The organism is Neorhizobium alkalisoli, assembly GCF_002968635.1.
Lineage (GTDB): Bacteria > Pseudomonadota > Alphaproteobacteria > Rhizobiales > Rhizobiaceae > Neorhizobium > Neorhizobium alkalisoli.
Genome location: NZ_PVBN01000004.1, coordinates 198,474 through 218,351, shown reverse-complemented (window position 1 = coordinate 218,351; position 19,878 = coordinate 198,474). Strand labels below are relative to the sequence as shown.

20 protein-coding genes are annotated in these 19,878 nt (G+C 62.3%); 8 read left to right on the top strand and 12 right to left on the bottom strand.

Annotated elements, in window-relative coordinates; translation table 11 throughout:
* Positions 1–2: 2 nt before the first annotated feature.
* A complete protein-coding gene (galE, locus tag C5L13_RS11120; RefSeq protein WP_105383560.1) occupies positions 3–992 on the bottom strand; it encodes a UDP-glucose 4-epimerase GalE in 990 nt (329 codons plus the stop codon).
* A gap of 137 nt (positions 993–1,129) precedes the next feature.
* Between galE and C5L13_RS11115 the strand changes: the two genes are divergently transcribed.
* Positions 1,130–1,486 (top strand): YbaN family protein, encoded by a 357-nt coding sequence (locus C5L13_RS11115; RefSeq protein ID WP_105383358.1) that lies wholly within the window; start codon positions 1,130–1,132, stop codon positions 1,484–1,486.
* A 1-nt stretch (position 1,487) separates the two neighbouring features.
* Here C5L13_RS11115 and C5L13_RS11110 read toward each other — a convergent pair whose 3' ends face one another.
* The 3 genes from C5L13_RS11110 to C5L13_RS11100 are packed head-to-tail and all read right to left on the bottom strand — an operon-like array spanning position 1,488 to position 4,239.
* Positions 1,488–2,270 (bottom strand): heme ABC transporter ATP-binding protein, encoded by a 783-nt coding sequence (locus tag C5L13_RS11110; RefSeq protein WP_105383357.1) that lies wholly within the window; start codon positions 2,268–2,270, stop codon positions 1,488–1,490.
* A complete protein-coding gene (locus tag C5L13_RS11105) occupies positions 2,267–3,355 on the bottom strand; it encodes a FecCD family ABC transporter permease (RefSeq protein ID WP_105383356.1) in 1,089 nt (362 codons plus the stop codon). Before C5L13_RS11105 ends, C5L13_RS11110 begins: the two co-directional genes overlap by 4 nt.
* Positions 3,355–4,239 carry a heme/hemin ABC transporter substrate-binding protein gene (locus C5L13_RS11100; protein WP_105383355.1) on the bottom strand — a complete coding sequence of 295 codons (885 nt, stop codon included), beginning with the start codon at positions 4,237–4,239 and terminating at the stop codon, positions 3,355–3,357. Before C5L13_RS11100 ends, C5L13_RS11105 begins: the two co-directional genes overlap by 1 nt.
* 163 nt (positions 4,240–4,402) lie before the next feature.
* On the opposite strand from C5L13_RS11100, the gene C5L13_RS11095 reads away from it, so the two are divergent.
* Together C5L13_RS11095 and hutX are read left to right on the top strand one after the other, a co-directional pair.
* Positions 4,403–4,747, top strand: coding sequence for an antibiotic biosynthesis monooxygenase family protein (locus C5L13_RS11095; protein ID WP_105383354.1), 345 nt, complete (start codon positions 4,403–4,405; stop codon positions 4,745–4,747).
* A 9-nt stretch (positions 4,748–4,756) separates the two neighbouring features.
* Positions 4,757–5,281, top strand: coding sequence for a heme utilization cystosolic carrier protein HutX (hutX, locus tag C5L13_RS11090; RefSeq protein WP_105383353.1), 525 nt, complete (start codon positions 4,757–4,759; stop codon positions 5,279–5,281).
* A gap of 173 nt (positions 5,282–5,454) precedes the next feature.
* Here hutX and C5L13_RS11085 read toward each other — a convergent pair whose 3' ends face one another.
* The gene (locus C5L13_RS11085; RefSeq protein WP_105373036.1) at positions 5,455–5,685 is read right to left on the bottom strand and encodes a hypothetical protein; all 231 of its coding nucleotides are present in this window, start codon (positions 5,683–5,685) and stop codon (positions 5,455–5,457) included.
* Positions 5,686–5,775: 90 nt separating this feature from the next.
* Positions 5,776–5,964: a DUF3008 family protein gene (locus C5L13_RS11080; RefSeq protein ID WP_105383352.1), complete on the bottom strand. Its 189-nt coding sequence runs from the start codon at positions 5,962–5,964 to the stop codon at positions 5,776–5,778.
* Positions 5,965–6,109: 145 nt separating this feature from the next.
* Here C5L13_RS11080 and C5L13_RS11075 point away from each other — a divergent pair, with 145 nt between their 5' ends.
* From C5L13_RS11075 to C5L13_RS11065, 3 genes are all read left to right on the top strand, one after another.
* Positions 6,110–6,367, top strand: coding sequence for a hypothetical protein (locus C5L13_RS11075; protein WP_105383351.1), 258 nt, complete (start codon positions 6,110–6,112; stop codon positions 6,365–6,367).
* Positions 6,368–6,527: 160 nt separating this feature from the next.
* Positions 6,528–7,322: a nucleotidyltransferase family protein gene (locus C5L13_RS11070; RefSeq protein ID WP_245571234.1), complete on the top strand. Its 795-nt coding sequence runs from the start codon at positions 6,528–6,530 to the stop codon at positions 7,320–7,322.
* Between the two features lie 77 nt (positions 7,323–7,399).
* Positions 7,400–8,086, top strand: a complete 687-nt coding sequence (locus tag C5L13_RS11065; protein ID WP_105383559.1) for a metallophosphoesterase family protein — start codon at positions 7,400–7,402, stop codon at positions 8,084–8,086.
* Between the two features lie 7 nt (positions 8,087–8,093).
* Here the strand turns inward: C5L13_RS11065 and lpdA are convergent, their stop codons facing one another.
* From lpdA to C5L13_RS11035, 6 genes are all read right to left on the bottom strand, one after another.
* Positions 8,094–9,491, bottom strand: coding sequence for a dihydrolipoyl dehydrogenase (lpdA, locus tag C5L13_RS11060; protein ID WP_105383349.1), 1,398 nt, complete (start codon positions 9,489–9,491; stop codon positions 8,094–8,096).
* A gap of 115 nt (positions 9,492–9,606) precedes the next feature.
* Positions 9,607–10,908: a dihydrolipoamide acetyltransferase family protein gene (locus C5L13_RS11055; RefSeq protein ID WP_105383348.1), complete on the bottom strand. Its 1,302-nt coding sequence runs from the start codon at positions 10,906–10,908 to the stop codon at positions 9,607–9,609.
* Between the two features lies 1 nt (position 10,909).
* A complete protein-coding gene (locus C5L13_RS11050) occupies positions 10,910–11,923 on the bottom strand; it encodes an alpha-ketoacid dehydrogenase subunit beta (protein WP_105383347.1) in 1,014 nt (337 codons plus the stop codon).
* A gap of 203 nt (positions 11,924–12,126) precedes the next feature.
* A complete protein-coding gene (locus C5L13_RS11045; protein ID WP_205836832.1) occupies positions 12,127–13,377 on the bottom strand; it encodes a 3-methyl-2-oxobutanoate dehydrogenase (2-methylpropanoyl-transferring) subunit alpha in 1,251 nt (416 codons plus the stop codon).
* Positions 13,378–13,412: 35 nt separating this feature from the next.
* Positions 13,413–14,180: an SDR family NAD(P)-dependent oxidoreductase gene (locus C5L13_RS11040; protein ID WP_105383346.1), complete on the bottom strand. Its 768-nt coding sequence runs from the start codon at positions 14,178–14,180 to the stop codon at positions 13,413–13,415.
* Between the two features lie 12 nt (positions 14,181–14,192).
* On the bottom strand, positions 14,193–15,323 hold the full coding sequence (locus C5L13_RS11035) for an acyl-CoA dehydrogenase family protein (protein ID WP_105383345.1): 1,131 nt from the start codon (positions 15,321–15,323) through the stop codon (positions 14,193–14,195).
* 187 nt (positions 15,324–15,510) lie between these two features.
* Between C5L13_RS11035 and treZ the strand changes: the two genes are divergently transcribed.
* Together treZ and treY are read left to right on the top strand one after the other, a co-directional pair.
* Positions 15,511–17,322, top strand: coding sequence for a malto-oligosyltrehalose trehalohydrolase (gene treZ / locus C5L13_RS11030; protein WP_105383344.1), 1,812 nt, complete (start codon positions 15,511–15,513; stop codon positions 17,320–17,322).
* The gene (treY, locus tag C5L13_RS11025) at positions 17,319–19,862 is read left to right on the top strand and encodes a malto-oligosyltrehalose synthase (RefSeq protein ID WP_105383343.1); all 2,544 of its coding nucleotides are present in this window, start codon (positions 17,319–17,321) and stop codon (positions 19,860–19,862) included. Before treZ ends, treY begins: the two co-directional genes overlap by 4 nt.
* Positions 19,863–19,878 lie beyond the last annotated feature (16 nt).

Here is a 19,878-nt window from a genome sequence, read left to right as displayed (position 1 = left end):
CCTCAAACGACCAGATGGTTCGAGCGCGAATGCCAGTCCCAGGCGGAGCGGATGATGTCGTTCAGGCTGAATTTCGGCTCCCAGCCGAGCACCGCCCGCGCCTTGTCGTTATTGGCGACCAGCGATGTGGAATCGCCTTCGCGACGCCCGACATATTCCACGGGGAAAGGTTTGCCGGAAACCTCGGAAATCGCGGCCAGCAATTCCTTGACGGTCGTTCCGGTGCCGGTGCCGAGGTTCAGCTCAACGGTGTCGCCGCCAGCCAGCAGGTAGTCGACCGCCCGTACATGCGCATCCGCCAGATCGAGCACGTGGATATAGTCCCGCACGCAGGTGCCGTCGCGGGTGTCGTAGTCGTCGCCGAAGACCTTGAAACCCTGGCGGCGGCCGAGTGCGGCCTCGATCGCCAGCGGAATGGCATGCGTCTCCGGCGTGTGCCATTCGCCGATGCGGCCTTCGAAATCGGCGCCGGCTGCGTTGAAATAGCGCAGCATCACCGATTTCAGGCCCTTGTACTGACCATAGTCCTTGAGCGCCTGTTCGATGATGAACTTGGTGCGGCCATAGGGGTTGATCGGCGCCTGCTTGTGCGTCTCGTCCATCGGCACCCGGTCCGGAAGACCGTAGGTGGCGCAGGTGGAGGAGAAAACGAAGGCTCCGACACCGGCATCCATGGCGGCAGACATCAGGGTCAATGCACCGATGACGTTGTTATCGTAGAAGCCGACGGGATTCTTGACCGATTCACCCACTTCGATCAGCGCCGCAAAATGCAGGACGGCATCCGGCTTGTGCTTGGCGAAAACCTCGTCCAGCCGTGCGCGATCGCGGATATCACCCTCTTCGAGGGTACCCCAGCGCACGAATTCCGCATGGCCGTTGGAGAGGTTGTCGAAGACGATCGGCTCGTACCCCCGTTCCGCCAGCACCAGACACGTATGCGAACCGATATAGCCGGCTCCACCGACGACGAGCACCTTCTTCTTCGACATCATGTCCCTCTCGGTTGTTGAAGTCGGCGGCACTATAACGGGCGCTGCCCAAATGGGAAGGGTGAACCCGACCTGCGATATTGGATGACGCGAGCTTTGAACTTATCTATCCTACTCAGGATTTTTAAAGGCTCTTCATGCGTCTCCTGTTTCTTAGTCTCGGTTGGCTGTTCGTCGCGCTCGGAGTGATTGGCGCGTTCCTGCCGGTCCTGCCCACGACCCCCTTCCTGTTGCTAGCGGTCGCCTGTTTCGCTCGCTCGTCGCCGCGGCTTGAAGCGTGGATGCTCGACCATCCGAAATTCGGGCCGCCCCTCAGGGACTGGCGGGAAAGGGGCGCCATTCCACGCAAAGCCAAGATCGCCGCGGTGGTGATGATGAGCGCCAGCTACGCGATCTTCTGGTTCGGCACCTCACCGCCTTACTCTCGGGCGGCTCTGGTTGCGGCACTGATGATCGCGCCGGCGATCTTCGTGGTCACCCGTCCGAACGCGTAGGTCAACGATGCCGCGATTGCGGCAGGACGTAGGGAATAGCGGCAGCCGGCAAGCGTCCGACAGCGCCCGCGATCCCGTAGACGCTCGCAATAATCCCGTCATTGACCGTTTCCTGGCACGGACCTTCAGCGACAACCCGGCCATGGTTCAGGACCACCAGTTGATCGGCGAATTCGGCCGCCAGGTTGAGGTCGTGCAGGATAGCGAGCACGATGCCGCCGGCAGAGGCAAAATCGCGGGCGATTTCCAGCACGGAAATCTGATGGCCGAGATCGAGGCTCGCGGTCGGCTCGTCGAGGAAAAGCGCCCGCGGCACGCCGTCCGCAACCGGTTGCGGCACCTGGGCGAGAGCGCGGGCGAACTGGACGCGCTGCTGCTCGCCGCCCGACAGCGACGGATAGGGCCGACTTTCGAAACCGCGCAATCCCACCCGGGAAAGGGCCTGGCGCGCCTGTTCCGTCGGGTTGAGTGTGCCTTGCGCCACCGCCCCCATGCGGACGATCTCCAGCGCGGTAAAGGGAAAGGCGAGCTGTGTCGCCTGCGGCAGGACGGCCCGGCGTTTTGCCAGATCGGCCGGCTGGCAGAGATCTATGCCGGTTCCGTAATAGGAGACGAAACCTGTATCTGGCTTCATCTCGCCGGAAAGCACCTTCATCAGCGTCGATTTGCCTGCACCGTTCGGCCCGATGACGACCGTGAACCGGCCCGGCCTTAGATCGATCGCGACATTGTCGAGCAGCTTGCGGCCGGACCGCGCCACGGTGATATGTTCGGCGGAGATCATGGCATGTCCCGCATATGGAGGCCGTTCTTGCCGAGCAGCAGGAAGAGAAAGACCGGAGCGCCGAAGAGCGCCGTGATCACGCCGATCGGCAATTCCGCCGGTGCGGCAACGGTTCGCGCAACGCTGTCTGCAATCAGAAGCAATGCTCCGCCCCCGATCGCCGAACCCGGCAGCAGGAAACGGTGTGATGGCCCCATGGTCAGCCGCAGGAGATGCGGCACGACGATGCCGACGAAACCGATCGAGCCGGCGACCGCCACGGTCGAGCCGCAGGCAGCAGCGACCGCGACGATGATGATCCGCTTCAGCCGTTGCACCGGAATGCCCATATGGAAGGCGGCGGCGTCCCCAAGGACAAGGGCATCAAGCCCACGCGCCACGAAGGGAATGATCACGAGTACGGCGGCGGTGAACGGGAGGATGGAGAATACCCGCCCGAAGGTGGCGCCGCCGAGCGAGCCGAGGCTCCAGAAGGTGATGTCGCGAAGCTGCCGGTCGTCCGCCATGACGATCATGAGGCCCATAATGGCGGCAGAAAGCGCGCCGATCGCAATGCCCGAAAGGACCAGCGTCGTCGTGGAGGTCCGGCCGTCGCGGGTGGCGATGAGATAGAGCATCAAGGTGTTGAAGAGCCCGCCGAAGAAGGCCATCAGCGGCAGGAATTGGTTCCCGAGCAGCATGGAGACCGGCGCCAGTACCGTATTGCCCAGCACGATTGCCGCGACGGCCGCAAGGCCTGCCCCGGAGGTGACGCCGACGATGCCGGGATCGGCAAGAGGGTTGCGGAAAAGGCCCTGCATCATCGCGCCGGAGACCGCAAGCCCCGCCCCGACAAGAAGCCCAAGCGCCGTGCGCGGCAGTCGCACCGCTTCGAGGATCACCCTTTCCTGCGTCGAAAGGCTGTCGCCATTGCCCGTAGCGTAAATCCAAAGGTCGCGCAGGCCGACGCCGGTCGGCCCCACGCCGAGGGAAATCACGCAGGCGACGACAAGCATCGCCCCGAGCAGGATCAGGACCAGGACGCCCTGCTGGGTCCGGTCGCCATCCGGGGCCGCGCCGAGAGGCATCGCCAGCGACTTCGTCATCAGTTGATCGCTCCGGGATAGATCTGCTCGGCGAGCGACCGGACGGCCTCGGGTGTGCGCGGTCCGAAGCCCAGCAGCAGAAGGCCGTCCATGGAGATCAGCGCCTTGTTGGCGGCAGCGGGCGTCGTCTGCATGGACGGAATGGCGAAGACCTGTTCGGGCGTCAGGTGGTGGCTGCCGCGCGCCATGGAGAGGATGACATCCGGCTGAGCGCCGATCACGGCCTCGTCCGCGAGCGGCTTGTAGCCGTTGATCGTCGGCGCAGCATTGATACCGCCGGCCATCTCGATCACCGCGCCGGCCTCCGTATCCGCTCCACCTGCCATCACGCGATTGTTGGAAAGCGACAGTACGAAGAGAACCTTCTTCTTAGCCCCCGGGATTTTCGCGACGTCTTCGGCGAGCGCCTTGAGATCCTGTTCAGTTTTGACGGCGAGCGTCTCCGCCTTTTCCGCAAGCCCGACGGCAGCCCCCACATCGCGGATCTTCTGGCCGATCTTGTCGGCCTTCGGCGGCGTGGCAACCACGACCATCGGCACTTCGCTGGCTTTCAGGATTTCCAGCACCGGCGGCGGCCCGGACCCCTCTTCCATCAGGATCAGGTCCGGCTTCTGGCCGAGAATGCCTTCCGCCGAAAGTTGTCGCATATAGCCGACATCCGGCTTGGCGTTTGCCGCATCGGGATAGAAGCTGGTGGAATCCCGCGCCACGATGCGGTCCTGCGCGCCGAGTGCGTAGAGGATCTCCGTGATCGTGCCGCCGATCGAGACAATGCGCTTGGCTTCGGGATTGCCTTTGTCGGCCGCCATCGCGCTTCCCGTAGCGAGCGTCGCACCGAAAACAACGGCTGCGAACAGCCTGCCGAAGGTGAAGGAAGATCCCATGATATTCTGCCCCTTTCTTGCCCAAGCCGAGGCGCAATATGCCTCTTGTCCGCATACCCTACGGCAATAACTTGAGTTGACTACGCAAGTTTTTTCGGCTTTTCAAGAGCGCCGGCCGCAGATATCTTGAGCCGAAAATGAAACTTTTTGTGAGGGACGATTAATGTATATCGCGATGAACCGCTTCCGCGTCGTGTCGGGTTATGAAGAGGCTTTCGAGACCGTCTGGCGCAGCCGCCAGGGACGTCTCGCGGAACTGCCTGGTTATATCGAATTCCACATGCTGAAAGGCCCGAAGGCCGAGGATCACACCCTCTATGCGTCCCACACCGTGTGGGAGAGCTTCGAGCATTTTCAGGAATGGACGAAGTCGGAACAGTTCCGTGCGGCGCACGCCAAGGCCGGCGAGAACCGGGGCAAGGTCGAATACCTTTCCGGACCGCATTTCGAAGGCTTCGAGGTCATCATTCATGAAGACCGCAACGGCGTTCGCGCCGACGCAGCCTGAGGTCAGCAGATGAACGCCGTTTCTGAAATCAAGACGGACCGCCGCGACCGAGCTATCGCCGCCCTTGCCGAAAAGCCCGATGGCGTCGTCGAGGCGATCGCGGCGAACGCGGAGGTCACTCCCGCCGAAATCCTGGAAATCCTCCCGATAGGTCCCGCCATCATCGCCGGCAAGGAGCATTTTCTCGACGTCTGGTCCGAAATGACCGGCTGGGGAGAAGTCCTCTTCATCGTCCATACCGACGATATCGTATTGGAGGCGGAGGGAAGCCTGCCCGTCGGTTCCGAGGGCCATGGCTGGTTCAACATTCACGGCGACAGCCCGATCGGCGGTCACATCAAGAAGGACAATTGCGCGTCGGTGACCTTCGTCGACCGTGCCTTCCACGGCCGTCGCTCGTGCTCGGTCTGGTTCATGAACCAGGACGGTTCGGCCATGTTCAAGGTCTTCGTCCGCCGCGACGAGAACCGGGAACTGATCACCGAACAGCTTCAAAAATTCGAGGCGCTGCGGGACCGCTACGCAGCGATATAACCTTAGCGATCGGGGCGGAAAAAGAATTCGCTCCGGTCGTCAATCCCGCGGAACCGGCCGCGGTGATTGTCATTGCAGGATGGGCCGCCGCGCTACTGGCGGACCGCTCGCTTGCCTCGCACGCGCCGAGGAAAAGCGACGTTGGATGGCGCGGCGAGCCACCCTGAGCCGGCTCAGAGCGCCGGTACCCATTTCCAGAAAACCCCCTCCATCCTTTCGGGATAATACTTGAATTCGCATTCGAACCGCCGGCCATACGCTTCGGCGGCCTTCAGGGCCTGCTCGCTCACCGGCTTCATGCCGGTGCCCGGCGCGAACCAGTCCTCCATGAGATCATCGGGGACATAGACCCCGATCCGAAGCGGCAGAGCGGTCAATGTTGCATCCAGTTCTTCAGGCGGCATGGTCTTCCTCCTCACGAAAAGACGAGCGCTGCGAAAACGTCCGCCTTTGCGGGAAGTTCCGATATCAACTGGAAGTCCTGAGGGCGAACCTCAATGGTGTGCGACGTGCTCCGGCTTTCCCTTGCGCTTCGTGGAAGCCATCTTGTCGAGTTCTTTTTCGCTCATGGATTTCTCCATGCTCTTCGAAGCGCCCTTGAGTTCGCTTTTCTTGATGTCGCCACGCTTGGCGGCAAGCGCCGCACCGGCGGCCTTCTGTTGTGCTTTCGATTTTGCAGGCATGTCTGCCTCCTCGGTTTCACTCTGGAAAACAACATGCCGGCACCGCTTTGGTTCCAGATTTCGGGGCGGAACATGTGGTCCATTGACGGGTTGTCCTGATGAGCTGCCGCGCATCTGCGGTGCAAGATCTCAGAAAGGGATAATCATGAACGACAACCGCAAGACCCCAACCGACGGCGATCCCTCCCGTTTCGAACAGGATGGACGGGAAAGAGCGGACGACGCGCTCGACGCACAGATGGATATGAGCAATCAGGAAGCGATCAAGGAAGCATCGAGGCTTGGCGGCGGCGATACCTATCTGGTCGAAGCCGATCTTGAAGACCGCGACCAGCGCGAGGACACCGACCAGCCGGATGGCCGGGCCAGCCCGATGGCGAACGCCGACAACCCGGAACGCTGACCTTCCTGATCCGGAAAGGGTCGAGGCGGAACCTACAGGCATACCTGAGTGTTCCCCTGCGCGAGCCGAGATTGGGAGAGCTTTGATGAATGCCGAAGCCAATGCCGCGCTGACCCTGGCCCCGAGATCGGGAAAGGACGCGCTGAAGAACGAGCCGGACATGGAAGTGAAAGCTTCGCCGACCCTGGCGGATGCCGATTCGGAATCCTTTGTCGCCGAGGCTCTGGAGGATCTGGTCAATTGCCACATCCCGTTCCTTCTGGCCGGCACTTTCGCGGTCAGCGCCTATACCGGCATTTCGCGCCCGACCAAGGATCTCGATATTTTCTGCCGGGCGGGTGACTACGCCCGCATCCTCGCCCATTTCAAGGAAAAGGGCTACGAGATCGAGGTGGAAGACGATCGCTGGCTCGGCAAGGTCAAGAAAGGGCGGCACTTTTTCGACGTGATCTTCGCCGGTTCGAACGGCACCATGCCGATCGGCGACACCTGGTTCGAGAACGCCCGGCAGATCGAGATGAACGGCCATAAGGTCCGCATCATCGCACCGACCGAGCTCGTCTGGTCGAAATGTTTCGTGCAGCTCCGCCACAGATATGATGGCGGGGATATCGTCCACGTCATCCTGCGGGCGCACGATCAGATCGACTGGCAGCGGCTTCTGAACCACATGGAAGTCCATTGGGAAGTGTTGCTTATCCACCTCCTGAACTTCCGCTGGATCTACCCGACCGAGCGGGACAAGGTGCCGGACTGGCTGCTCGACGAGCTGCTCGACCGGCTGAAGGCTCAGCGGGAACTGCCGCTGCCGCAGATGAAGATCTGCCGTGGCCGCATGTTCAGCCGGGTGGATTTCGAGATCGACGTAAAGGAATGGGGTTTCGCGGACGTGGGCGGCGAAGGCGAATTGCGTGAAGGCGTGAAAGAGGAAATGGCCCAAGGAGGACCAGCGTGACAAAGACCACCAACGCCAAAAACGACACCGCGACAACGGATGCGAAAAAGGCGAACGGCAAGGCAAAAATCGCCGCCATGGGCGACTTGCATGTACGGGAGAACAGTACTGTCTCCTACAAGGAACTTTTCACCGAGATTTCCCAGGCCGCCGATATCCTCGTCCTGACCGGCGACCTGACCGATCTCGGCAAGGTCAAGGAGGCGGAAATCCTTGCCGCCGACCTGCGTTCCTGCTCGATTCCAATCGTCGGCGTGCTCGGCAATCACGACTATGAATGCGGCTGCGTGGAAGAAATCACGCATATCCTGAAAGATGCCGGCGTCCATCTTCTGGAGGGGCAGGCGGTCGAGATCAACGGCGTCGGTTTTGCAGGCGTGAAGGGCTTTGCCGGCGGGTTCGGCCGGCATATGCTCGGGTCTTTCGGAGAACCCGCAATCAAGGCCATGGTCTCTGAAAGCGTGGAAGAGACGATGCGGCTCGAAAACGCTCTCCGCCAAGTGCGTTCCGAGCGGGCCATGGTCATTCTCCATTATGCGCCGATCCGGGAGACCGTCGCGGGAGAACCGGAGGAAATCTATCCTTTCCTCGGCTCTTCACGTCTTGCAGAAACCATCGACCGCTTCCCGGTCAAAGCCGTCGTCCACGGCCACGCGCATCGCGGCACTTATGAAGGCAAGACGCCAGGTGGTGCCCCGGTCTATAACGTCGCATCACACATCGAGAAGCCGACGGGGAAACCGTACGCGTTGCTGGAGTTGTGAGGCATGCTCATACATGCAGCGCATGCCCCAGCGTCTTCAATGCCGCCTCGGCAAACGCCTCCGACTGGGTAGGATGCGCATGGATGGTGCCGGCAATATCTTCCAGTCGCGCGCCCATTTCGACCGCGATGGAAAAAGCGGCAGACAGCTCGGAAATCCCGGCACCCACCCCCTGGATGCCGAGCACCAGATGATTGTCGGCACGCGCCACCACGCGTACGAAGCCTTCCTCCGACGACAGCGTCATCGCCCGGCCGTTGGCTGAAAAGGGAAACTGGCCGATCTTCACCTCGCGGCCCGCCGCCCTGGCCTCATCCGGCGACAGCCCCACCGAGACGATTTCCGGATCGGTAAAGCAGACCGCGGGGATGGCACGCCTGTCCCAGCTCCGTCGCTTGCCCGAAACGATTTCCGCCACCATCTCGCCCTGGGCCATGGCCCGATGCGCCAACATAGGCTCGCCCGTCACGTCGCCGATCGCGTAAATCCCGCGCATGGAGGTGCGACACTGGTCGTCTATCCTGAGGTACCTGCCGTCCATGTCGAGTTCCAGTTCCTCGCGTCCCCAGCCCTCGGTCACCGGCTTGCGGCCCACCGTCACGAGCACCTTGTCGGCGGCGACCCGTCTTTCCTCGCCGTCGGCCGCGTCGGCGAGCAGGGTTTCGCCGTTCGAGGACATGCCCTTCACCTTGGTGCCCAGCAATACCTCGACACCCAGCGCCGACAGCCGCTTCGCAACCGGTTGGGTAAGCTGGGTGTCGTAAAGCGGCAGGATGCGGTCGAGCGCTTCGACGATCGTCACCTTCGAGCCTAGCTTGGCGAAGGCGATGCCGAGTTCGAGGCCGATATAACCGGCGCCCACCACGGCGAGCCTTTCAGGCACCTGCGCCAACGATAGGGCGCCGGTCGAAGAGATGATCTTGCCGCCGAACGGCAGCATCGGCAGCTCGACCGGTGCCGAGCCTGTTGCGATAACCACGTTTTCGGCACGGATCACCTGCTGGCCGGTCTCGGTCTCCACCTCCACCGTCTTGCCGTCGCGAAACCTCGCCCGGCCGACGACCATCTTCACGCCCGCCTTTTTTAGAAGCCCGGCAACACCCATGGTCAGCCGGCCGGTGATGCCGTCCTTCCAGGCCATTGTCCTTCCGAAGTCGATGGCGAGATTCTCTGCCCTGATGCCCATGGCATTCCTGCCTGCGGCCATGGCCGCTGTCCTATGAAAATCGTCGGCCGCGTGGATCAGCGCCTTGGAAGGGATGCAGCCTATATTGAGGCAGGTGCCGCCCGGCTTCGCCATCTCGACGATGACGGTATCGATCCCCAGTTGGCCGGCCCGAATGGCTGAGACATAGCCACCCGGACCGGCACCGATGACGAGAAGCTTGCAGGTGATTTCCTTCATTGTTCTTTTCTCACCTCACTCATAGAGCGCCGTGCATCCTCCAGATGCACAAAGGACGCTCTAAAGCTAGAATCTGCGAATAGTGCTTTCCGAAAATCGGAACCGATTTTCGGGCCTATTCGCTGACGAATATCAGCGCTGGCGTTTCCAGAAGCGCCTTCAGCCGCTGCACGAAGGTTGCCGCATCCCAGCCGTCGACCACTCGATGATCGAAACTGGAAGACAGGTTCATCATCTTGCGCGGCACGAATTGCGTCCCGTCCCAATGTGGGCGGATGGCGAGCTTGTTGACGCCGACGATCGCCACTTCCGGATGGTTGATGACCGGCGTCGAGACGATGCCGCCCATGGCGCCGAGCGAACTGATCGTGATGGTCGAGCCCGTCAGCTCCTCCCGCTGCGCCGTACCGTTCCTCGCCGCATCGCTCAACCGTGCCATCTCGCGGGCGCAGTCGAAGATGTCGCGTGCCTCGGCATGCTTGACGACCGGCACCACAAGCCCGGCTGGGGTCTGTGCCGCAATTCCGATATGCACGCCGCCGAACTGGCGGATGAAGCCGGCCTCATCGTCGAAATGGGCGTTGATCCCCGGTTGCTCGGCGACTGCCTTCACTATGGCCCGCATCAGGAACGGCAAAATGGTGAGCTTCGGTTTGCCTGGTTTCAGGCTTGCATTCATGCGGGCGCGCAGTTCTTCGAGCGCCGTCATGTCCACTTCCTCCACATAGGTGATGTGGGGAATGCGGGATTTTGCGAGCGCCATCTTCTCCGCGATGCGGCGGCGCAGGCCGACGACCTTGATTTCCTGGACGCTCTTGTTCGGATGCAGGCCGGCAGCGATGCCCGGACCGCTCTCGCGGCTGAGATAGGTGTCGAGATCCTCATGGGTGATGCGCCCTGCCGGACCGGTTCCCGAGACCTGACGCAGATCGATACCTGCCTCCCTCGCGCGCAGACGGACGGCAGGAGATCCAAGCGGCTTCTCGCCTTCGGCGCGCGGAGCCCCGTGAGCGGCGGCTGCCGTCTTCGGCGCCCCGACTGCAACCCGTTCGAGCGGGGCAATCTGCAGAGCCGGCTTGGGCTTTTCCGCCGCTGGCTCCTGTTTCGGCTCCATCGAAAGCGGCTCGGGCTGGGTTGCGGGGATCTCCGCCTCCGGTTCCTCCTCGCCCTCTTCGCCGGCTGTCCTGATCTTGAGGATAACGGTTCCCGTGGCGATCACATCTCCCACCTCGCCGTGCCGCCAGGTCACCTCGCCTTCGACGGGAGACGGAATCTCGACGGTCGCCTTGCCGGTCATCACGGCGGCGAGCACCATATCCTCACGCACCAGGTCGCCAACATTGACATGCCATTCCACAAGCTCGGCTTCCGCCACCCCTTCGCCGACATCCGGCAATTTTATGATGCGCTCGCCCATCTCAGGCCTCCATCATTTCGCGCAGCGCCTGGCCGACGCGGGCCGGCCCCGGGAAATAGTCCCACTCCTGCGCATGCGGATAAGGCGTATCCCAGCCGGCGACGCGCACGACCGGCGCTTCGAGGTGGTAGAAACAATGCTCCTGCACCAGCGCCGCCAGTTCCCCGCCGAAACCGGAGGTCAGCGTCGCCTCATGCACCACCATGCAGCGGCCGGTCTTCTTCACCGATTCCACGATGGTTTCGAGATCGAGCGGCATCAGCGTACGCAAATCGATGATCTCCGCATCGATGCCGGTCTCTTCCGCCGTTGCTTCCGCCACATGCACCATGGTGCCGTAGGCGAGGATGGTAACCGCCGAGCCCTTCCGCCGGACGACCGCCTTGCCGAGCGGCACGGAATAGTGTTCCGCCGGCACCTCGCCCAGCGGATGGCCCGCCCACGAGGTCACCGGCCGATCGTGATGGCCGTCGAACGGGCCGTTGTAGAGACGCTTTGGCTCCAGAAAGATCACCGGATCCGGATTCTCGATGGAGGAGATCAGCAGGCCCTTGGCATCATAGGGATTGGAGGGCACCACCACCTGCAGGCCGCAGACATGGGTAAATAAGGCCTCCGGGCTCTGGCTGTGGGTTTGGCCGCCGAATATGCCGCCGCCGGTCGGCATCCGCACCACCATTCCGCAGGTGAATTCGCCGTTGGAGCGGTAGCGCAGCCGCGCCGCCTCCTGGGTGAGCTGGTCGTAGGCCGGATACATGTAATCCGCGAACTGGATCTCGATGCAGGGTTTCAACCCGTAGGCCGCCATGCCGATCGCCGTGCCGACGATGCCGGATTCATTGATCGGCGCATCGAAACAGCGTGTCTTGCCGTACTTCTGCTGGAGCCCCTGCGTGCACCGAAAAACGCCCCCGAAGTAGCCGACATCCTCGCCGAACACGACCACATTGTCGTCGCGCTCCATCGACACGTCGATGGCGCTGCGGATTGCCTCGATCATCGTCATCCGAGCCATGGGCGGGCCTCCGCGGAGAAGTGGGCACCCAGATCGGAGGAGGCAAGACCCCTTCTGACCTGCCGGCCATCTCCCCCACAAGGGGGGAGAAGACTCGCGGCGACGCCTCGATCCCAATCTACGGAGTGAGCGGCCAAGTTAGCCCCTCCCCCCTGTGGGGAGGGGTTGGGGAGGGGTCTTTCAAGAACGATAAGTCTCATGAATCACACCCCCGCCTGCTGGCGCTGCCGCTTCAGATGCGGTGGCATTTCCGCATAGACGCCCTCGAACATATCGCGCATCGAAGGCCGGCCGCCGGAATGCAGCGTGCCGTGACGCTCGGCTTCCTTCTGCGCCGCAACGACCGTGTCGCGGATTTCCGCTTCCATCTGCTTGTGCCGCTCCTCGCTCCAGGCGCCGACACGGATCAGATGGTTCTTCAGCCGGATGACCGGATCGCCGAGCGGCCAGGCCTCCGACTCCTCCTTGGGACGATAGGCGGAGGGATCGTCGGAGGTGGAATGCGCACCGACACGATAGGTGACATATTCGATCAACGTCGGACCAATGTTTCGGCGCGCCCTCTCCGCCGCCCATTTGGCGACCGCATGCACGGCAAGGTAATCATTGCCGTCGACGCGCAGCGATGGCAGGCCGTAACCGAGGCCCCGAGCCGCAAAGGTGCCGGAACCGCCGCGAGCCACGCCCTGGAACGTCGAAATCGCCCATTGATTGTTGACAACGTTGAGGATGACCGGCGCCCGATAGGTGGAAGCGAAGACCAGCGCGGAATGGAAATCCGATTCCGCCGTCGAACCGTCGCCGATCCAGCCGGCTGCGATCTTCGTATCGTTCTTGATGGCGGACGCCATCGCCCAGCCGACCGCCTGTACATATTGGGTGGCAAGATTGCCTGAGATCGTGAAGAATCCGTAGTCCTTTGCCGAATACATGATCGGCAACTGCCGGCCCTTCAGGGGATCGGCGTCGTTGGAATAGATCTGGTTCATCATCTCGACCATCGGATAGCCGCCGGCGATCAAAAGGCCTGCCTGGCGATAGGTCGGGAAATTCATGTCGCCCGGCTGCAGCGCCCGGCGAAAGGCGCAGGAGACCGCCTCTTCGCCCAGATGCTGCATGTAGAAGGACGTCTTGCCCTGCCGCTGGGCCATCAGCATCCGGCTGTCAAAGGTGCGGAGCAGCATCATGTGCTTCAGCCCCTCCATCAACTCCTCATTGGTCAGCGTTCCGGCCCAGGGGCCGACGGCCTCGCCTTCCCGGTTCAGGACACGGATGATGGAAAAGGCGAGATCACGGATCGTTTCGGGATCGACGTCCACCTCCGGCCGACGCACGGAGCCCGCCTTCGGAATGGTCACGTTGGAGAAATCCGGCTTGCCTCCCGGCCGCACCTCCGGCTCCGGCACATGGAGGCTTAACTTGCCCGGCAGGCCGAACTTCATGTCATCCGTCATTCGCTTCTCCTCCCAAAGAATCGACTGTTATCCGTTCAGCGCGGCGCCATGCGAAGCGCTCCGTCGAGACGGATGACTTCGCCGTTGAGCATCGGATTTTCGATGATGTCGCGCACCAGCCGCGCATATTCCGAAGGTCTGCCGAGCCGCGGCGGAAACGGCACCGATTTGCCGAGCGAGGCGCGGACCTCATCGGAAAAGCCCGCCATCATCGGCGTTTCGAATATGCCGGGCGCGATCGTCATCATGCGGATGCCGTCGCGGGCAAGCTCACGGGCAATCGGCAGCGTCATGCCGGCGACCGCCGCCTTGGAGGCGGAATAGGCCGCCTGCCCGATCTGCCCGTCATAAGCCGCGACCGAAGCGGTGGCGACCAGCACGCCGCGCTCGCCCTCCTCGTTCGGTGGGGTCTTCGCGATCGCCTGCGCCGCCAGCCGGATCACGTTGAACGTGCCGATCGTATTTATCTCCAGAGCACGGGTAAAGTTCTCCAGCGCATGCACGCGCTCCCTGCCCAGCACCTTTTCCGAAGGCGCCACGCCGGCACAGCAGACGGCACCACGGATCGGCCCATTCGCTGCCTCTGCTTCCGCCACCGCGTTTTCGACAGCTTCGCCGCTGCGCACGTCGGTTTTGACGAAGATCGTGCCCCTGCCAAGCTCGCTCGCCCTCGCCTGGCCGCTCGTCTCATCGAGATCGAGCAAAGCGACGCAACCGCCTGCTTCGACGAGCATTTTAGCTGTCGCAAGTCCGAGGCCCGAGGCCGCACCGGTTACCAGAAAATTGCTGCCTTCGATCCGCATCCTCACCTCTCCTCAGTTCGCCAGACCGCGGGCGATGATGATCTTCTGGATGTCGGACGTGCCTTCGTAGATCTGGCAGACGCGGACATCGCGATAGATGCGCTCAACCGGGAAATCCGAGATATAGCCATAGCCCCCGAGCGTCTGGATCGCCTCGGAGCATACCTTCTCGGCCATTTCAGAAGCGAAGAGCTTCGCCATGCAGGCCTCGTCCAGACAGGGTTCGCCGCGATCCTTCAGCCGCGCCGCATGCAGCACGAGCTGACGTGCCGCTTCTATCTGGGTCCTTGCTTCCGCAAGGCGGAAGGCGATCGCCTGATGCTCGAGCAGCAGCTTTCCGAAGGTCTTTCGCTCCTTGGCATAGGTGAGCGCCACGTCGAAGGCCGCTTGGGCCATGCCGACGCATTGGGCGGCGATGCCGATGCGTCCAGCTTCCAGGCCGGAGAGCGCAATCTTGAGCCCGGCCCCTTCCGCACCGATCCGCTGGCTCTCGGGAATGCGCAGGTTGTCGAACATCAGCGCCGCCGTGTCGGAGGCCTTCTGGCCGAGCTTGTCCTCGACCTTGGAAATCGAGAAGCCCGGGACATCCGTGGACGTGACGAAAGCCGAAATGCCGCGTTTGCCGGCGGAAGGGTCTGTGACGGCGAAGATGATGACGGTGCCGGCGATCTTGCCGGACGTGATGAACATCTTCGAGCCGTTGATAATGTAGTCGCTGCCGTCCTTCGTCGCCCGGGTTCGGATTGCCGCCGCGTCGGAACCGGTGTCGGCTTCCGTCAGTGCGAAAGCGCCGATATGCCGGCCCTCCGCGAGCGGCCGCAGGAACTTGTCCTTCTGCTCGCCGGAGGCATGGGCGTCGAGCAACGAACAGACGGGCGAATTGTGGACGCTGACGAGCGTCGAGACCGCCCCGTCGCCGGCGGCGATTTCCATCAGGGCGCTCGCATAGGCGACGTAGGAACAGCCGACGCCGCCCCACTCCTCGCTCGTGCGCATGCCAAGAAAACCCAGTTCGCCAAGCTGCTGCAGCACCTCGGGCTCGATCGCGTGCGCTTTCTCGCGCGCCGCCGCACCGGGCTTCAGCACCTCGCGGGAAAACTCCGCGGCCGTCGAACGGATGAGCTCCTCCTCATCGGTCAGCATGCAAAGATCTCCTCCTCGAAACCGTCTGCATTTCCTTTAATCTAGAGCCGGAATTGCCAGCGGGCCACTCCCGCGAACTTGTTATTTGTTGCTCATTTCAGCAATTTTATTGCGCGACGGTAGGAAGATGGAACTTGCGAGCCCTTCGACCGTTTGGCGGTCTCTTTCAATGAGGGGCTGATCAATAATGCCGGACGTCAATGCCGCTGCCGAATTCCGGGCTTTCCCTAAGACTTGGGGGGCCGAATATGTCGCCGCCGGCGAGGTACGTTTCCGCCTCTGGGCGCCGGGCCAGGAGACTGTGGCGCTTCGGCTGGATGACGACGATACCGAAATGACCCGCACCGATGACGGCTGGTTTGAACTGCTTGCAACGGGCGTCGCGCCGGGTGTGGAATATAGCTATGTCCTCGCCGACGGCACGACGGTCCCCGATCCGGCGTCACGCGGTCAGAAGGACGATGTCAACGGCGCCTCGCTGGTCATCGATCCGACCAGTTACGCCTGGCAGAACACCGACTGGAAGGGCCGCCCCTGGGAGGAGACGGTGGTCTACGAACTCCATATCGGCACCTTCACCAAGGAAGGCACCTTTCGCTCCGCGATCGAAAAACTGCCCTATCTGGTCGAGCTTGGCGTCACCATGGTCGAGGTCATGCCGGTTGCCCATTTCGGCGGCAACCGCGGCTGGGGTTATGACGGTGCACTGCTCTATGCGCCGCACGCGGCCTATGGCCCGCCGGAGGATTTCAAGGCCTTCATCGATGCGGCGCACGGTCATGGCCTTTCGGTCGTGCTGGACATCGTCCTCAATCACTTCGGGCCTGAAGGAAACTATCTGCCACTGCTTGCCCCGCCTTTCTTCCATGAGGAAAAAAAGACGCCCTGGGGCGCGGCAATCGCCTATGACGTCGAGCCAGCGCGCCGGTACATCGTGGAAAACGCCCTGTATTGGCTGGAGGAATTCAACCTCGACGGCCTGCGCTTCGACGCAATCGACCAGATCGAGGACCCGTCGGAAAAGCATGTCCTTATCGAAGTCGCCGAACGCATCCGTGCCGAGATCGGTGAGCGGCCGATCCATCTGACGACGGAGGATTCGCGCAACGTCATTTTCCTACATCCGCGTGACGAGGACGGCAATGCGCCGCTCTTCACCGGCGAATGGAACGACGATTTTCACAACGCCGCCCATGTCTTTGCGACCGGCGAGACCCATGCCTATTACAAGGATTTCGCCAAAGACCCGGAAAAGCTGGTCGCCCGGGTGCTCACGGAAGGTTTTGCCTATCAGGGCGAAGTCTCGCCGCAGAACGGCAGGAAGCGCGGCGTCAAAAGCATCGACCAGCCACCTGTCGCTTTCGTGGACTTCATCCAGAACCATGACCAGGTGGGCAACCGGGCACATGGCGAAAGGCTGATTTCGCTCGCCCGTCCCGACAGAACGAAGGTACTGCTCGCGACGCTGCTGCTTTCGCCCCATATCCCGCTTCTTTTCATGGGCGAGGAATATGGCGAGACCAATCCGTTCCTGTTCTTCACGGACTTCCACGGCGATCTGGCGAAGATCGTGCGCGAAGGCCGACGCAGGGAATTCGAGGGCCATGCCGGCCATGAGGGCGATACGGTGCCCGATCCCAATGCCGAAAAGACCTTCGACGTCTGCAAGCTGGACTGGAAGAAGCTTGAAATGGGCGACGGCCGCAACTGGCTGGCGCTGACGAAGGAACTGCTGGAGCTTCGCAGGCGTCATATCGTGCCGCTGCTTGGATCGGCAGGCGGCCGCAGCGGCAAGGTGGTCAAGACGGACAAGGGCTTTCTCGCCGTTTCCTGGAGCTTCCCGAAAGGCACCCTCTCTTTGGCTCTCAACATCGGCGAAAAGGCTCAAGACCTGCCGGAACAGCCGGGCAAGGCGATCTTCGCCTGGCCCGAAGCGGGAAAGCGCCTGCCGCCAAACTCGGTGCTGGTCAGCGTCGAACCCGCGGGAGAGGCTGGATGAACGTACCGCTTGCAACCTATCGCATCCAGTTCCGCAACGGCATGACCTTCGACCGTGCCGCAGCACTGGTGCCCTATCTGAAGCGCCTTGGGGTAAGCCATCTTTATGCGTCGCCGATCTTCACCGCGACGACCGGATCGACGCATGGCTATGACGTCACCGATGCCAACGACATCGACCCGTCGATCGGCGGCCGTGAGGGTTTCGAAAGGATGGTCAGGGCGCTCAAAGCGGAAGGCCTCGGTCTTCTCCTCGATATCGTGCCGAACCATATGGCCGCTTCGCTGGAAAATCCCTGGTGGCGGGACGTGGTGGAGAACGGCGAAAAAAGCCGCTACGCCGGCCATTTCGATATCGATTGGAGCCGTCGCCTGACGCTGCCCTTCCTTGGCGACACCTTCGAGAAGGTGCTGGAAGCCGGCGAGATCTCGGTGAAATCCGACCCGCAGACGGGCAAGCCGGCATTCGCCTATTTCGAGACCTTCTACCCCCTGGATCCGGCAAGCTACCACGGCCGGGAAGCGAAAACCCTGTCGATCACCGACAAGGGCGAAATCGCCAGACTGCATGACGAGCAGCCCTATCGGCTGATGTCCTGGCGAAACGCGGCGAACGACCTTTCCTACCGGCGCTTCTTCGAAATCACCGGCCTTGCCGGCGTCCGTGTGGAGGACGGCAGGGTCTTCGACGACACCCACCGGCTGATCCTCGAACTCGTCCACAGCGGCAAGGTCGACGGCCTGCGCATCGATCACGTCGACGGGCTTGCCGATCCCAAGGGATATCTCGAACGGCTGCGCCACGAAACCGGCCCCGACTGCTACATCGTCGTCGAAAAGATCCTCGGCGAAGGCGAACACATCCCGGCCGATTGGCCGATTTCCGGCACGACCGGCTACGAGTTCATCGCGGCCGTCAGCGATGTGCTGGTCGATGCCGGCAAGCTCGATATCCTGCACGGTGCCTATCAGAGAGTGACCGGCAAACCTGCCGACATGGAGGCCGAACTGCGCGCCGCCAAGCTCCTGATGGCGGACAACAACTTTGCGGGTGAAGTGGCCAGCCTCTTGAAGCTCGCCATGCAGATCAGCCAGGCAGGGGACCGGGAGCCGTCGCTTTCTGAAGCCTCGGTCAAAGCCGCGCTGCGCGAACTATTGGTCGCCTTCCCCGTCTATCGTACCTACGGCACCCGCGAGGGAATGCCGCCGGAAGGCCGGCAGCGGCTCTCCGAAGTTCTCGACAAGGTACGCAACAACCCGACAGCGCCCGACAGCGAGGCGCTCTCCTTCCTCGAGCGCATCCTGATCGGCGACGTAGAACAATCGGCCGCCGGTCCGGCCTCCCTCTTTCGGACCCGGTTCCAGCAGTTGACCGGTCCGCTGATGGCGAAGTCTGTGGAAGATACGCTCTTCTTCCGCCACCATATGCTTCTGGCGCTGAACGAGGTCGGCAGCGAACCGCTCCCCCGCGTCTTTTCGCTCGACCGGTTCCATCAGCAGATGCAGACCCGCCTCGAGCGGCAGCCGGATGCCCTCTCCGGTTCCTCCACTCATGATACCAAGCGCGGGGAGGACGCTCGTGCCCGCCTCTACACTCTTATTGAGGCGCCGGAATTGTGGGCAGAAGCGGTTGGCCGCTGGCGCGACGCGAACAAGGCGGCTGTCGGTGCACTACACGACGGCCCAGCGCCCGAACCCGCCGTCGAATGGATGCTCTATCAGGCGCTTGCCGGCGCCTGGCCGGTGGACCTGCACCCGGAAGATCGCCAAGGCCTGGAAATGCTGGAGAAGCGTTTCGTCGGCTATGTCGAAAAGGCGCTGCGCGAAGCAAAGCTTCGGACCAACTGGGGCCATACCAATCAGGCCTATGAAGATGCCGTGATCGCCTATGCCCGCAGGCTGCTGTCGCCCGACAACCAGGCTTTCCTGACCGACTTCGCCCATACGCTTCGCCCTTTCATTCGGGCGGGCTTGGTGAACGGCATCACTCAGACGATTGTCAAACTCACCGCTCCCGGAGTGCCCGACATCTACCAGGGCAGCGAGGGGCTGGACCTTAGCCTGGTGGATCCGGACAACCGGCGGGAACCGGATTTCAAGTCCCTGCAGGAACGGCTCTCGGAAAAGGGTACGCTCGCCTCGGACGAAGAGGAGGAATGGCAGAGCGGAAAGCTGAAACAGCATATCATCGCGGCCCTCCTGCATCTTCGCCAGGAAGCCCCGACGCTGTTTCGCAAGGGCGAATATCTGCCGCTTGACGTGACCGGCAAGCGGGCGGAGAACATTCTCGCCTTCGCCCGCGCCGAGGCCGACGATGCGCTCGTGGTGATCGCCCCGAGGCTCGTTTTCAATGCGCTTCATACGGATTTGACGGATCCTGGTTCCGAGCGATGGGCAGAGACGGAAATCGCCCTTCCGGAAAGGCTGGCCAACCGTCGCTATCGCGATATCTGCAGCGGCAAGAGGATCGATCCGAAGGCACGGATCGCGGTCAACTGGGCTTTCGCCGAACATCCGTTCGGCCTTCTGCTGGCGGAATGACGTCACCAACAAAACA

What these genes read in the sequence shown, in the direction of transcription:
- C5L13_RS11070 (WP_245571234.1), top strand. Translation starts at nt 6,528, where the DNA reads ATGGAAGTGAAAGCTTCGCCGACCCTGGCGGATGCCGATTCGGAATCC.
- hutX (WP_105383353.1), top strand. Translation starts at nt 4,757, where the DNA reads ATGAACGCCGTTTCTGAAATCAAGACGGACCGCCGCGACCGAGCTATC.
- C5L13_RS11115 (WP_105383358.1), top strand. Translation starts at nt 1,130, where the DNA reads ATGCGTCTCCTGTTTCTTAGTCTCGGTTGGCTGTTCGTCGCGCTCGGA.
- lpdA (WP_105383349.1), bottom strand. Translation starts at nt 9,491, where the DNA reads ATGAAGGAAATCACCTGCAAGCTTCTCGTCATCGGTGCCGGTCCGGGT.
- C5L13_RS11045 (WP_205836832.1), bottom strand. Translation starts at nt 13,377, where the DNA reads ATGACGGATGACATGAAGTTCGGCCTGCCGGGCAAGTTAAGCCTCCAT.
- C5L13_RS11085 (WP_105373036.1), bottom strand. Translation starts at nt 5,685, where the DNA reads ATGCCGCCTGAAGAACTGGATGCAACATTGACCGCTCTGCCGCTTCGG.
- C5L13_RS11100 (WP_105383355.1), bottom strand. Translation starts at nt 4,239, where the DNA reads ATGGGATCTTCCTTCACCTTCGGCAGGCTGTTCGCAGCCGTTGTTTTC.
- treZ (WP_105383344.1), top strand. Translation starts at nt 15,511, where the DNA reads ATGCCGGACGTCAATGCCGCTGCCGAATTCCGGGCTTTCCCTAAGACT.
- C5L13_RS11035 (WP_105383345.1), bottom strand. Translation starts at nt 15,323, where the DNA reads ATGCTGACCGATGAGGAGGAGCTCATCCGTTCGACGGCCGCGGAGTTT.
- C5L13_RS11065 (WP_105383559.1), top strand. Translation starts at nt 7,400, where the DNA reads ATGGGCGACTTGCATGTACGGGAGAACAGTACTGTCTCCTACAAGGAA.
- C5L13_RS11110 (WP_105383357.1), bottom strand. Translation starts at nt 2,270, where the DNA reads ATGATCTCCGCCGAACATATCACCGTGGCGCGGTCCGGCCGCAAGCTG.
- C5L13_RS11055 (WP_105383348.1), bottom strand. Translation starts at nt 10,908, where the DNA reads ATGGGCGAGCGCATCATAAAATTGCCGGATGTCGGCGAAGGGGTGGCG.
- treY (WP_105383343.1), top strand. Translation starts at nt 17,319, where the DNA reads ATGAACGTACCGCTTGCAACCTATCGCATCCAGTTCCGCAACGGCATG.
- C5L13_RS11105 (WP_105383356.1), bottom strand. Translation starts at nt 3,355, where the DNA reads ATGACGAAGTCGCTGGCGATGCCTCTCGGCGCGGCCCCGGATGGCGAC.
- C5L13_RS11075 (WP_105383351.1), top strand. Translation starts at nt 6,110, where the DNA reads ATGAACGACAACCGCAAGACCCCAACCGACGGCGATCCCTCCCGTTTC.
- C5L13_RS11095 (WP_105383354.1), top strand. Translation starts at nt 4,403, where the DNA reads ATGTATATCGCGATGAACCGCTTCCGCGTCGTGTCGGGTTATGAAGAG.
- galE (WP_105383560.1), bottom strand. Translation starts at nt 992, where the DNA reads ATGTCGAAGAAGAAGGTGCTCGTCGTCGGTGGAGCCGGCTATATCGGT.
- C5L13_RS11040 (WP_105383346.1), bottom strand. Translation starts at nt 14,180, where the DNA reads ATGCGGATCGAAGGCAGCAATTTTCTGGTAACCGGTGCGGCCTCGGGC.
- C5L13_RS11080 (WP_105383352.1), bottom strand. Translation starts at nt 5,964, where the DNA reads ATGCCTGCAAAATCGAAAGCACAACAGAAGGCCGCCGGTGCGGCGCTT.
- C5L13_RS11050 (WP_105383347.1), bottom strand. Translation starts at nt 11,923, where the DNA reads ATGGCTCGGATGACGATGATCGAGGCAATCCGCAGCGCCATCGACGTG.